This is a genomic window from Flavobacterium flavipallidum, assembly GCF_038289905.1.
GTDB classification, from domain to species: domain Bacteria; phylum Bacteroidota; class Bacteroidia; order Flavobacteriales; family Flavobacteriaceae; genus Flavobacterium; species Flavobacterium flavipallidum.
The window spans coordinates 1-13187 of sequence record NZ_JBBYHU010000027.1 but is presented as its reverse complement, the minus strand read 5'-3'; the positions used below and the strand labels follow the sequence as shown (position 1 = coordinate 13187).

General features: G+C 32.5%; 15 protein-coding genes. 9 read left to right on the top strand and 6 right to left on the bottom strand.

All coding sequences use genetic code 11. From position 1 onward, the window contains the following. The first annotated feature begins 8 nt into the window (after positions 1 to 8). The 4 genes from AAEO59_RS12310 to AAEO59_RS12295 all read left to right on the top strand — a co-directional run bounded on the left by AAEO59_RS12310 (position 9) and on the right by AAEO59_RS12295 (position 2833). Positions 9 to 1391 carry a DUF3696 domain-containing protein gene (locus AAEO59_RS12310; protein ID WP_341701045.1) on the top strand — a complete coding sequence of 461 codons (1383 nt, stop codon included), beginning with the start codon at positions 9 to 11 and terminating at the stop codon, positions 1389 to 1391. After that, positions 1391 to 2251: a hypothetical protein gene (locus AAEO59_RS12305; RefSeq protein WP_341701044.1), complete on the top strand. Its 861-nt coding sequence runs from the start codon at positions 1391 to 1393 to the stop codon at positions 2249 to 2251. The genes AAEO59_RS12310 and AAEO59_RS12305 overlap by 1 nt, the downstream gene beginning before the upstream one ends. Before the next feature lie 72 nt (positions 2252 to 2323). Beyond that, positions 2324 to 2446, top strand: coding sequence for a hypothetical protein (locus AAEO59_RS12300; RefSeq protein ID WP_341701043.1), 123 nt, complete (start codon positions 2324 to 2326; stop codon positions 2444 to 2446). 90 nt (positions 2447 to 2536) lie between these two features. Beyond that, complete coding sequence (locus AAEO59_RS12295) at positions 2537 to 2833, top strand: hypothetical protein (RefSeq protein ID WP_341701042.1); 297 nt, start codon at positions 2537 to 2539, stop codon at positions 2831 to 2833. A gap of 230 nt (positions 2834 to 3063) precedes the next feature. On the opposite strand, the gene AAEO59_RS12290 is transcribed toward AAEO59_RS12295, so the two are convergent. Beyond that, the gene (locus tag AAEO59_RS12290) at positions 3064 to 4104 is read right to left on the bottom strand and encodes a methyltransferase (RefSeq protein WP_341701041.1); all 1041 of its coding nucleotides are present in this window, start codon (positions 4102 to 4104) and stop codon (positions 3064 to 3066) included. A 404-nt stretch (positions 4105 to 4508) separates the two neighbouring features. Between AAEO59_RS12290 and AAEO59_RS12285 the strand changes: the two genes are divergently transcribed. After that, entirely contained in the window at positions 4509 to 4757 is a 249-nt protein-coding gene (locus tag AAEO59_RS12285) for a DUF6364 family protein (protein WP_341701040.1), read from the top strand. A gap of 3 nt (positions 4758 to 4760) precedes the next feature. Continuing rightward, entirely contained in the window at positions 4761 to 5186 is a 426-nt protein-coding gene (locus AAEO59_RS12280; protein ID WP_341701039.1) for a PIN domain-containing protein, read from the top strand. An 86-nt stretch (positions 5187 to 5272) separates the two neighbouring features. Here the strand turns inward: AAEO59_RS12280 and AAEO59_RS12275 are convergent, their stop codons facing one another. Beyond that, on the bottom strand, positions 5273 to 6397 hold the full coding sequence (locus AAEO59_RS12275) for a cysteine desulfurase family protein (RefSeq protein ID WP_341701038.1): 1125 nt from the start codon (positions 6395 to 6397) through the stop codon (positions 5273 to 5275). An 83-nt stretch (positions 6398 to 6480) separates the two neighbouring features. Here AAEO59_RS12275 and AAEO59_RS12270 point away from each other — a divergent pair, with 83 nt between their 5' ends. Further along, positions 6481 to 7452, top strand: coding sequence for a hypothetical protein (locus tag AAEO59_RS12270; RefSeq protein WP_341701037.1), 972 nt, complete (start codon positions 6481 to 6483; stop codon positions 7450 to 7452). Between the two features lie 70 nt (positions 7453 to 7522). On the opposite strand, the gene AAEO59_RS12265 is transcribed toward AAEO59_RS12270, so the two are convergent. Together AAEO59_RS12265 and AAEO59_RS12260 are read right to left on the bottom strand one after the other, a co-directional pair. Beyond that, the gene (locus tag AAEO59_RS12265; protein ID WP_341701036.1) at positions 7523 to 8074 is read right to left on the bottom strand and encodes a Smr/MutS family protein; all 552 of its coding nucleotides are present in this window, start codon (positions 8072 to 8074) and stop codon (positions 7523 to 7525) included. After that, a complete protein-coding gene (locus AAEO59_RS12260; protein ID WP_341701035.1) occupies positions 8064 to 8249 on the bottom strand; it encodes a hypothetical protein in 186 nt (61 codons plus the stop codon). The genes AAEO59_RS12265 and AAEO59_RS12260 overlap by 11 nt, the downstream gene beginning before the upstream one ends. Positions 8250 to 8487: 238 nt before the next feature. Here AAEO59_RS12260 and epsC point away from each other — a divergent pair, with 238 nt between their 5' ends. Next, positions 8488 to 9279, top strand: coding sequence for a serine O-acetyltransferase EpsC (gene epsC, locus AAEO59_RS12255; RefSeq protein ID WP_341701034.1), 792 nt, complete (start codon positions 8488 to 8490; stop codon positions 9277 to 9279). A gap of 1 nt (position 9280) precedes the next feature. Continuing rightward, positions 9281 to 10168, top strand: a complete 888-nt coding sequence (cysM, locus tag AAEO59_RS12250) for a cysteine synthase CysM (protein ID WP_341701033.1) — start codon at positions 9281 to 9283, stop codon at positions 10166 to 10168. Positions 10169 to 10237: 69 nt separating this feature from the next. Here cysM and AAEO59_RS12245 read toward each other — a convergent pair whose 3' ends face one another. Together AAEO59_RS12245 and AAEO59_RS12240 are read right to left on the bottom strand one after the other, a co-directional pair. Continuing rightward, positions 10238 to 10648, bottom strand: coding sequence for an OsmC family peroxiredoxin (locus AAEO59_RS12245; protein ID WP_341701032.1), 411 nt, complete (start codon positions 10646 to 10648; stop codon positions 10238 to 10240). 159 nt (positions 10649 to 10807) lie between these two features. Beyond that, positions 10808 to 13187: HYR domain-containing protein (locus AAEO59_RS12240; RefSeq protein ID WP_341701031.1), on the bottom strand; the 2380-nt coding region annotated here is incomplete at its 5' end.

Genomic DNA, 13187 nt, shown 5'->3' with positions numbered 1-13187 from the left:
AGCAAAATATGTTTAATTTATATATAAATAATTTTAGAAGTTTTAAAGCCCAAAATTTTAATTTTTCTAAAATAAATATATTGATTGGAGAAAATAGTGGAGGTAAAAGTTCATTACTCAAATTTTTATTAGCATTAAAACAAACTATAGATAATCCTCTTGAATCAAATTTAAAACTCAAAGGAGATTATACAGATTTAGGTAATTATGATGAAGTAATTTATAATAAAAAATACAATCAAAATCTAAGTTTTCACTTTTCAAATAATACAAAATACCCAGATTACTTTTTAAATTTATTAAATGAAATGGATGATTTAACTGAAGAAAAATCCAATTTAATAAAGGAAATAATAGAGAATTATGTTGAAAAAGAAACCAAAATAGAGTTTATTTTAAATAATAAACTAGATGATCATACTTCTATAAATACTATTATTAAGAATGAAAAAATTGGACAAATTGAAATCATACCACATGAAAAAGAAAACGATGAACTTTTTAGAAATCTTACATGTTCGATAAAAATTGAATTCGATTTTTTCAAAGGTACAATAGAAAATATTACAGGTTATAAAGAAGGCTTTTTTACATATATAGGAAATTTAAAAGAACATATAGAAAAGGATTTTGATAAAGAAATAAAAGATAAATTGTTTTTTACTTTAGCTTATTTACTAGTTTTCCAAAATTATATGAATGAAGAAATTGATCAAATTCGTTTTGTAAATCCAATAGGTAATAACCCCAAAAGATTTTATTTTCAAGAAGATAAAAAATCGTCATATAAATTAATTGATATTGAAAAGTTCATTAATATACTTGGTGATAAACATTTAAGCGCAAATGAACAAAACGAAAGAATTAATTTAATAAATAAGACAATTAAAGAATTTGGTATAGCTGAAGAAATTAAATTAATAAAAAACAAAGATATTCCTGTTTTAACGTTAAACGTTAAAACTAAAGGTTATTGGTCTAATATTACTGATGTCGGTTATGGTGTTTCTCTACAAATACCAATATTATTCCAAGCATTACTATCGGAAAATTACACCAAAAACGGACAAACTATAATAATTGAACAACCAGAAGTTCATTTACATCCTTCCTTACAAGCAAAATTTATTGAAACTTTATTAAGTATAGGTTCTAAAAATTCTTATTTTATTGAAACCCATTCTGAACATATAATTCGAAAACTACAAGTATTAATTAAAAACAATTTTAATGGAATAAAACCAGAGGATATTTCCATCTATTATTTCAAAAGAAGTAAAGAAAAATTTGACATAAGTGAACATAAAATTAACAAAGACGGAAAATTATCTAAACCTTTTCCAGAAGGATTCTTTGATACTTCTTACAATTTAGTAAAAGAATTAATGTAATGCAATTAATACCAGAAATCGACTTTTATATAAACTCATTTTCTAACAATCCTTTTGTTAATAGAAATTTATTAAACATATTATTTAATAAAAAGAATGAATTTATTACAAACAAACAAATTATAAATTACATTGAAAGTAAAATAGATCCAAATAATCAAGAATATTTTCAAGCTTTTATAAAAGAAATTTTTGACGAATCAAGATATATTACTGTAAGTTCTTTATCAATTGAAAATTATAAAAATGACGTTTATAACTTATATACTAATAGTAAGATAAATTACATAGTACCAATAAAATTTTCAGAAAATTCAGAATTTAGAATGGATGAATTCACTAATTTATTGGATCTAACAAATATTAAAAAAAATAATTATAATTACATATTAAATGATTTATTATCAAAAGGTATCACATGTTATGATTTCAGTCAATTCAACGACAATAGTGACGTCGAAGAATTTTTTAAGAACTTATTAAAAATTCCAAAAAACATAGACATTATACATTGTTTTAATAGAGATTATTCATCAAGATTTTTAATAAATCTTAAAAACAAAAAAATAAATTATTTTTCATTAGTAAGTAGAGATTTTCCACGTAACATATATGAATACAAAGAAATAAAAAAAGAATTAAGAACAATATTAGGAAACAAACTTGAAATATTTACAACAAAAAAAAGAACTTTGATTCATGAAAGAAAAATTTTCATTGGTGGATTATCTATCAGTTTTGACAATGCTTTTGAGAATATTTTAGTTGAAGAACCAACTTGGCAAATTACTGTAGAATATTGTGAAAATAAATTCAATAAATGGATAGAAAAAAAGTCACAATTTCATATATTAAATTAATTACTATCGTTGCTAATCCCATGCTAGCGCGAGCATCTTGCTCGTGCCCGTACAGATATTTAAAAAATTACAATGAGTAAAAAACACAAGTTTGGAGAAAAAACAGGAGCTTATTTTAAAAGTTTTCCAAATGCCATTAGTAAAGGAAATAATCTGAATATCAATCATTTCATTTTGGAAATAGATTTAAATTAGTTGTGGGCACGAGCAAGATGTTCGCGCTAGCAGAAGATACTTGCTCTAGCTAAACTTAAAAATAAAATAATCAAAAATAAATATTTAAAAATGGAAATACCTAAGATAAAACTAATAACAACACCTGAAACAGAAGAAGCTAAATCTGTTGTTGGTTATAAATGGAATGATATTGCAGGAACAAGACATTTTTTAGGTGGACGCCCAGACGATTTAAAAGTAGATGAATATCCTAAATGTAAGGATTGTGAACAAACTATGACATTTTATGCTCAATTAGATTCAATTGGAGACAAATATGATTTAGCTGACTGCATGGTTATTCACACATTCGTTTGTTTCGATTGTTTTACTGTCGAATCACAACTTAATCAATCTTTAGCCTAAAATAACTTAAAACCAAAAAGCTAACTCTATCTAGTTATCCTGATAGCGGGGTTCCGAATCTTCGGGATACAATCCGTGCCCACACTATTGAAAAACGAAATGAGATTCCTCCTGCGTCGGAATTACAATATTGAGGTCATTATTTTGAAGCAGAAGAAAACCAAAATAATAGATTTGAAATCCACACCTACAAAAACAAAAAAGCCAACTCCTCCGAGTTAGCTTTTGCATTATTTGTAAGCAATCACCGCCGAACTGGGTCCGGTTAAGGGCAGGATTTCGGTTTTTTGAAAACCAACGGCTTTCGTCCATTTATTGAAATCGGCAAAGGTATAATCAAAGCCTGTTCCGGTTTCAATCAACATATTCAAACTCATCATCAGTCCAAAAGCATTTTTGTTACGTTCCGGATCAATAACTCCTTCAATCGCAATAAAAACACCTCCTTCCGGCAGGGCATCATAAGCTTTTTGAATCAGCATCATCTTCGTTTCTTCATCCCAATCGTGCAAAATATTCCCCATCGTAATGATATCCGCCTTTGGAAAATCATCTTTGAAAAAATCACCTTCAGCGGTTTTTACCCGATCCTGCAATTGGAATTGATTAATGGTCTCATTGGCAATGGGAGCCACCGCCGGCAAATCCCAACTAGTACAACTCATGTGCGGATGTTGTTTAGCAACCATCAGTGATAACAACGCTCCGGAACCTCCTATATCTACCAGACTTTTGGCATTGGAAAAATCAAACTGCTGTGCCAAAGCCATAAAATTCCCCATTTGAACACCGCTCATCGCATGGATAAACTCTTTTAATCGGTTGGGATCTTCATATAGTTTCTCAAACAAATTTTCACCTTGTTTGGCTTCATTTTGAGGCGCTCCGGTCAATAATCCCTGTTCCAGATTACCCCAAAATCCATACAAGCGATTGTTAAGCATTTCCAGCATGCCGCCAACATAAGTGGCTTTCTTTTTATCCAAAAATAGGTGCGTATCCAGACTATTGGAATATTTAGCCGTTTCGAGAAAACCTTCTCTTTTTAAAAAGCCAAAAGCGGTTAAGGCATCCAGAAAGTCAAAAACATGCCTGTCAGTACATTTAAAATTTAATTTTGATTTAATCGCCGCTGCTGACATGGACTCTGCTGCAGCAAGCAAAGTAAACAATTCAAACTTAACAGCGCTTAAAAGAACTTTGGAGGCCCAAAATCCTGTACCAATTTGCATAATACTTCCCGGAGAAGGTTGACCTGAATGATTTTCCATTAATTTAAAAAAATTGAATTTGACATTTAGTTAGGGGTATTAATTACTTAGTTTATCCAAAATAAACTACTAATGATTTCTGTTAAACAATGTTCATTGTACTCTTTCAAGAAACAGCAGATTATTTTCCGAACACACTAATTTACAAAGAACTAATTACAATACAGGATTAATTTTTGGATAAAAGAGGTACTTAAAAATAATTTTATGGTATTTCAATTTAGTCGAAAACATCTATGGGTGTTAATTAAAAAACATAATTTAATAGATGAAAAAGAAAAAGCATGAATCAGATATTAAATTGTTTGCTCAACACAAAAAACACGTGCATTAATAAATAAACTTGCACGTACAAAAAAAGCTTCTTAACTTTGTATATATTATTAAAATAAATATAGTATATCATGAATACTAAGCTAACATTAACAATAGAACAAGCTGTAATTGAAAAAGCTAAAAAATATGCTAAGGAAAAGGAACGTAGTTTATCTGATTTAATTGAAAATTATTTAAAAGCTTTAACAAACGAAAATGCTCAAAACCAAATAGAATTAACTCCTATAGTAAAATCATTAAAAGGTTCATTCAAAGCACCTAAAAATAATGATTATAAAAAAGATTTGGCTAATCGATTATCTGAAAAATATTTATAATCTATGACCAAAATACTAATTGATACAGATGTAATTCTTGATTTCTTTTTTGACAGAGAGCCGTTTTCTGAAAATGCAGCAAAAATATTATCTCTATGTGAGTCTAAAGAAATCATAGGATTCATTACTCCTGTAATTATAAGTAATATCTATTACTTATTAAGACAAAACGCAAAACATGACATAGTAATAGAGAAATTGAAAATGTTAATGTCTATTACAGAAATTCTGGTAATAAATAAAGATTCAATAATACAAGCCTTAAATTCAGATTTCAAAGATTTTGAAGATGCCTTACAAAACTATTCGGCCGAACTACATAAAGAGATTGATATTATAATTACAAGAAATATTAAAGATTATAAAAACAGTTCTTTAGCAGTTATGACTCCGGATAACTACCTAAAAATGAAACTTTATAACGGTTAAAAACAGTAACAATTATTTACAACGTTTGACCTCATTAACTTTAGGTAAATCCATAAAAAACGTCCTGAAATAGGACGCTTTCAATTTTATACTGTTTTCAACGCTTCGATTAAGCCGTCAATATCTTCTTGGGTATTATAATGACTCAGCGAAATACGCAGGCTGGGCTTTCGAACCAAATCATCCGAAAGAATTTCAGCCAAAACATGCGAAGGTTTGATACTTCCGCTTTGGCAGGCACTTCCGCGGGAAACCGCAATACCGCGCATATCCAGATGAAATAAAATCATCGCTGTTTTCTCTTCTGAAAAAGGCAATAATACATTCAAAATATTATAAAAAGAATCCTTTGTTCCGTTGAAAAGAACGCCTGGAAAAGTAGTTCCTAATTGTTCAATCAGGTAATTTTTCACCTCTGAAATCTGATTTTTCTCTTCTTCCAAATGAGCATAAGAAAGTTCCAAAGCCTTTGCCATTCCGGCAATTTGATGAATGGCTTCGGTTCCGGCACGAAGGCCTTTTTCCTGTTCGCCTCCAAAAAACAAGGGTTGTAATCCGGTATTTTTTCTAACAAAAGCAAAACCAACTCCTTTTGGTCCGTGAAATTTATGGGCGCTTGCCAACACAAAATCTACCGGAATCGTTTGTAAATCCAATGGTATTTTTCCCATAGACTGCACCGTATCCGAATGAAATAAAGCGTTGTATTGCTTACAAATAACACCTACACGCTCTAAATCTAACACCGTTCCTATTTCGTTATTCACGTGCATTAAACTCACCAATGTCTTCACCTCCTGATTCAATAAATCAGCCAAATGAGTCAAATCGACCTCACCATTGGCTAACAAATTCACATAATCCACTTGAATACCAAATTCCCTTTGCAAAGCGGTAATAGCCAACAAAACCGCATGATGCTCAATTTTGCTACTAATGATTCGTTTGACTTTTAAATCTTTGACTGCCGAACGCAAAATCCAGTTATTGGCTTCGGTTCCTCCCGAAGTAAATACAATTTCCTGTGCGTTAACATTGAGTTGTTTTGCGATTGATTTTCGAGAAAGTTCCAGAATATTTTTAGCATTACGACCAAAACTATGTGTTGAGGATGGATTTCCGTAATCTTCAGCCAGTACTTTAGTCATTTCCTGAATCACTTCAGGACGGATGGCGGTTGTAGAAGCGTTATCGAGGTATATTTTTTTCATTGTCGCAAAGTTATAAAATAATCAATTATCAAAAGCCGATTCGCATTTGTCATTTTTTGCCTATTTTTGTCAAAATTTTTACAATGAAAAAAGCCCTAAGCCTTTTGGTTTTATTAGCATTTCTTAATGCTTGTGACGATGGAAACTTAACCCAGGAAGATATTAGCTTCGAAGATGTAACTACTACTCAAAGTTGTAGCGATAAGAATATTATTTATAAACTGAAAGATCAGGAAGCACTGATTATGGAAATTGATAAAACTATTTTCCCTAAAGAACTGACTGAAGCAAATGACACAATCAATTTAAACATTACTACATCAACAAACAAAGTGGTCTATCGTTTTTATAATGGAACTGTAGCATCTGATAATATTTGTGAATCCCTCGCTCCGCCAACTCCTGTGATTACAGAACAGTGGACTGCTATAAGTGGTACTATTCAAATTGTAACTTCTACTAACAAAGAAACCAACACCACGACGAATGCTACCAAAATAACCGGTTACAATCACAACATTGTATTGATTGATGTAAATTTTAAAAAACCTGATGGTTCTGAACAACAGTATGAAACTTTTAGATTTGGTAATTACACTTCTTCGACAACTACACTGCCATTTAACTTTAATCAATCACTAACAAAATGTACTTCATCTAATGATGTTTACGAATACAATACCAGTGAAGCCTTAATCCTTACGATTGATCCTAGCTTAATTCCAAATGAAGTTACCCCACTAAATACGCCAAGAACAGGATTAATAGGAACTAGCACTAACATTTTAACGTATCGCTTATTCTCAAACCTATTAACCTCTGATTATTTTTGTCAAAGCACAACTCCTACTACTCCTGCAGTAAGCGAATTATGGAGTGGTGTTGCCGGAGTAAGTGGTACAAGCGGAATTATTGAAGTAACTACGACCACTAACGGTCCTAATGTTTATAAACACACTGTTGTTTTGAAAAATGTTTCTTTACAAAAAGGTCTTGCTACTTTTAATTTAGGTAGTAGTTATACTTTAGGAGAGCTGAATACCACATCCAATTAATCTTGGATTATTATAAAAAAAAAGCTCGTTTGTTAGTTCAAACGAGCTTTCTTTTTATCTGAAATTCAATTTATTTTTTACTTTGACGAATATAAACTTCGGTGGCACCTTGCCCATATTTTTGATAATTGGCTTCCTGAAAATCAATATTATCGTATCGCCCTAATAGGAAATCCAATTCGGCTTTTAAAATCCCCTCGCCTACACCATGAATTAGTACAATTTTAGGTATACGATTTTTGATAGCAAATTCAATATGGCGCTGGGCAGTTTCAGCCTGCAACGTCAAAATATCATAATTAGACATGCCATGTTTATTTTTAACCAGTTTTTCGATATGTAAATCAAATTCAGGAACGGGAACATTGCCTTTCTCCCTTTTCTCTTTTACAAAACTTCTAGGTTTGGGAATTGCTTTTTCTTTATTTATTGCTTCTGTATTTATCTTTTTTACAGTATCCATTAAATTATCGGCATCTCCGGTTTTAACCAGTTCACTTTCCGAAAACTGCATTATAAATCCTTCATCTGTTTCTATTGTAACCTCTTGTCCTTTAACCGTTACCACTACTCCGTTGATAGCCTCATCAAGCACCGCTACTTTATCTCCTTTAGTCAACATTTTCATCTTCTTTTTGAGGATTTTTACTAGGTGTCTTTGCACTTAAGCGCATTATTCCAAACATAAAAACAGCCATCGCAATTACAGTTACATAAACATTTTTATCTGCTGCAGTTTGTTCATAAAAGGCAACAACAATAGCAATAAACATGATAGGAAAAACTAATTTTTTCATTTTTAATAGTATCAATTTTCAAAAGTAATAAAATTAAAATTGTGGTGTATGCAAAGCCTAATTCAATTCCTGAAAATTCTATTTAAAACAGTTCAAATACATTTTTAAAAAACAATATAATCCTGTGAATGCTTGCTTCATCTTGTCCTTTTATTCAAAATAGTTCAATATATTTGTTTTAAATTGCATCAAAAATCAAAAGTAGATTTTGCACTACTAACTATACCATCCAAAAGTCATGACAAAGGATTTAATTATAAAAAACATAAATGAGCTAAAAAGCCATACCTCAATAAATTACGGAATCAAAACTAAGGTCGAAGCTTTTACAGAGAAAATATTTTATACTTTATTTGATGCTAATGCACCATTGAATGAAAGTATTGACGAACTGGAACAACAATTCAAAGAAATTGCTGCTCTTGCCTGTAAAAAACCAAATGCTTTGTGCGAAAGTGGTTGGGATCATTTTGTGGCTAAACTGCCTTCAATTTTAAAAAAATTAAATCAGGATGCCGAATACATTTTAGAAAACGACCCTGCTTCTAATAGTATCGAAGAAGTCTATTTGGCCTATCCGGGATTTTATGCGATCGCAATTTATCGAATTAGTCATGAATTATACTCACAGGATTTATTGCTTTTTTCTCGTTTAATGAGCGAATATGCACATCGTATTACCGGAACGGATATTCATGCCGGAGCACAAATTGACTCTCCATTTTTTATTGATCACGCCACAGGTATTGTGATAGGTGAAACAGCTGTAATTGAAAAACACGTTAAAATTTACCAAGGAGTTACACTGGGTGCTTTGAGTGTAAGCAAAGAAATGAAAAACGCCAAAAGGCATCCTACTGTTGAAAAAAATGTATGTATTTATGCCAATGCGACCATTCTTGGAGGAAATACTGTTATAGGCAAAGACAGCATTGTGGGAGGAAATGCCTGGGTTACTAAGTCGGTTCCTGCAAAATCAATTGTCATGAACACCACAACGACTGAAATAAAAGTAAAAGAAATTAAATAATATGAAATCTCAAAAATTAGTTGACTTAATAGGGAATACTCCGCTTGTAGAAACAGTCAATTTAGTAAAAAATAAAAACGTAAAACTACTTTTAAAATTAGAAGGCAACAATCCCGGTGGTAGTGTTAAAGACCGTGCTGCATATTATATGATCAAAGGCGCATTAGACCGCGGTGAGATTAAAAAAGGAGATAAATTAATTGAAGCTACCAGTGGTAACACCGGAATTGCATTAGCCATGATTGCGCAATTATTAGGTATCGAAATCGAATTAATCCTTCCGGAAGATTCCACTAAAGAACGTACCCAAACCATGCGTGCTTATGGTGCAACAGTAATCCTTACTCCTGCCAGTGAAGGAATCATAGGTTCAAGAGATTATGCTGATAAAAAGGTTGCCGAAGGTGGTTATATTATGTTGAATCAGTTTGCCAACAATGACAACTGGAAAGCGCATTACAACACCACAGGTCCTGAAATTTGGAAAGATACCGAAGGTAGTGTTACTCATTTTGTTTCAGCTATGGGAACTACAGGAACTATTATAGGAACTTCGACTTATTTGAAAGAACAAAATTCAAATATTCAAATTGTAGGTGCGCAACCTTCAGAAGGTTCTCAAATTCCGGGAATTAGAAAATGGCCTGAAGAATACCTGCCTAAAATTTTCAATCCTTCCAGAGTAGATCGTACTGTTGATGTAAGCGAAAAAGAAGCTCGTGCCATGACCAAACGTTTAGCGCTTGAAGAAGGGGTTTTTGCCGGAATGAGCAGCGGTGGTGCTGTAGCAGTAGCTGTAAAAATTGCCGAAGAACTCGAATCTGGTGTGATTGTAGCTATTATTTGCGACCGTGGGGATCGTTATTTATCATCTGATTTGTTTGATTAATTTTCAAACTTATATTCATAAAAAAGGCTTGTTTTCTAATAAAAACGAGCCTTTTTCTATTATTTTTTTTTAAATCAAACTAGCTGAAGTTGTAATTGTAGTATTAAACAGCTTAGAAATTGGGCAATTTTGTTCTGCCTTTGTTACCAATTCCTGAAAAGCCGCATCTGAAATCCCTTCAATTTTAGCATTTACAGTTAAGTTAGATTCTTTAATTGTCCCTTCCAATAAATTAATCACGCATTTAGTTTCAATACTTTCAATTTCAAATCCGGCTTCGGTAATATAAGCTGATAATTGCATTGTAAAACAGCCCGAATGTGCCGCTGCAACTAATTCTTCTGGATTTGTGCCTACTCCTTCCTCAAATCGGGAATGAAAGGAATATTGAGTATTTTCTAATGTCTTACTTTGAGTTGTCAAAACTCCTTTCCCTTCTTTGAGAGAACCTTTCCAGACTGCAGTTGCGTTTCTTTTCATAGCTTACTATTTAAATTATACTTTTCTAAAAATCTCTTTAACTAGCTCTAAAATAATGTTTTTTTGACTTAAACCTTTTTAGTAAAAACATATTTAACTAAAAATTAAAAGCCAACCCAAATGAATGAGTTGGCTTTTAATAGTATAATTTTAATATTATTATTTCTTAATTAAGTTGACCGTTTTACTTTCAACTCCTTGAGTTATTTTAGCAATATACGTTCCTCTTGGTAAATCTTCTCCAAAACTGATTGAATCACCTGCTTTCTTATCAATAACTTTTAATAATTTTCCGGCACTGTCATAAACCAATACCTGAACATTTTCAGTACTATTACCCGCTACTTCAATTGTAAATACACTCGAAGAAGGATTTGGATAAGCGATTACGCTGAATATCGTTGGTTCAGTTGAATTTTCTTCTTGGAATGTTGCAACTGATTTTACATCCGAAACTTTAGCAGTAGTTGAACCCGATGAAGGCGCTCCCGATACATTTAAGTCTCCTCCACAAATAGAAGCCATAACTGTTTTTGTAGAAACCCAATTATTAGAATACCATATACCTCCTCCATTTCGTTGAATTGTTATACCTACTAAATCACTTCCCGTTGTATTTCCTGCATCTTTTAAATCCAAAACCATTTGACAATTTCCTTCAATTGGAGTCAATTCACCGGTAAGAGAATTCATTTCAGCAATATTGGCTTTTCCTGAAAAAGTTGCTGTAGGTGACGTAATATTCAAACTGGCAATAGCATTACTTTTTATCAAATACCAATGAGGCACATTATCAATAGTTCCGTCTGGTTTATTATAGCTTGATACACATAAACTTACTTTTCCTTTTGGATTCGAAACGCTCTTACCTTTCATGGCATATTCTACATAAAAATTTAAATTCGCTTTTCCTGTTCCTTTTACATAACCTGTAGCATTGTCATTACATAAAGCAACTGCTCCACCTATAACCCCACCAGGTTTTGGTTTTATAACTGTAACTACACCAGGCACAAAATTCCCTGTAGCATAATTTCCTGAAATAATTACACCGATATCAAATAAATCACTTGTAGCGTTGTTAGCTATATTCAGCTGTACAATTGCAGAGGCTGTACCACCCAGTGCAGGATGATTTGGATCAATAAATCCAACTGGAAGATTTTGAGCACTTGAAATAGGCTGACCATTTACTGTAAAAGTTACTCGTGCTGTTCTTATATCGCCACAAGGCTTACTATTTTTAATCGTTGCAGCCAAAGTTACTGTTGCAGTATTACTTGTAGAACTTGTAGTCCAAGCCATAATAGGACCTGTATAATAAATATCTCCTACCGCTGACGCTGTTTGAGGGGTAATAGCTACTTTTGCAACATCACTTGCAACTGAACAAGAATTAGTGGTGACAACTGCATAGTAATAATAATCTCCAACATTATAATTATGAGGTGTTTGATAACTAGTTGATGTCTCCCCTACAATTAAAGTTCCTCCACTGTTACTGTTTGTTGTATTTTTATACCACTGGTAACTCAAAGTTCCCGTACCAACCACATGAGCTGCTACATTTAAGATTGGTGCATCACAACCATACACTAATTCTGTACTTTGGGGGTGAGTATCAATAACAGCATAACCTTCTACTGTAACAGTTGCAGTTGCAGTTGAACTATTTCCATTTACATCCGTTACAGTTAAGGTAACTGTGTTATCTCCAAAATTTGAACAATTAAAATCAGTTTTGCTTAAACTTAGACTCGCAATCCCACAATTATCACTTGAACCATTGTTAACTGCAGCAGCTGTGGTTGAAACATTTCCAGTAGCGTCTAATTGAAGAATGATGTTTTGAGTAAATACTTTTGGTTTTTCGTTATCTATTACAACTACATCAAATGAACAAGAAGTTTTGTTTCCGCTGGCATCAGTTACTTCAAAAGTATTTGTCGTTTTTCCTTTAGGAAAAGCACTTCCCGATGGTAAACCGGCTGTTTGAACGGTTGATTGTCCCGAACAATTGTCAGTTCCTACAGGTGCAACATAAGTTACTACGGCACTACACAATCCTGTATCGGTTGATTGAACAATATTGCCCGGACATGTTATTACCGGAGCTTCTGTATCGTTGATCGTTACATCAAATGAACAAGAAGTTTTGTTTCCGCTGGCATCAGTTACTTCAAAAGTATTTGTCGTTTTTCCTTTAGGAAAAGCACTTCCCGATGGTAAACCAGCTGTTTGAACGGTTGATTGTCCCGAACAATTGTCAGTTCCTACAGGTGCAACATAAGTTACTACGGCACTACACAAACCTGTATCGGTTGATTGAACAATATTGCCCGGACATGTTATTGCAGGAGCTTCTGTATCGTTGATCGTTACATCAAATGTACAAGAAGTTTTATTTCCGCTGGCGTCAGTTACTTCAAAAGTATTTGTCGTTTTTCCTTTAGGAAAAGCACTTCCCGATGGTAAACCGGCTGTTTGTACGGTTGATTGTCCCGAACAATTGTCAGTTCCTACAGGTGCAACATAAGTT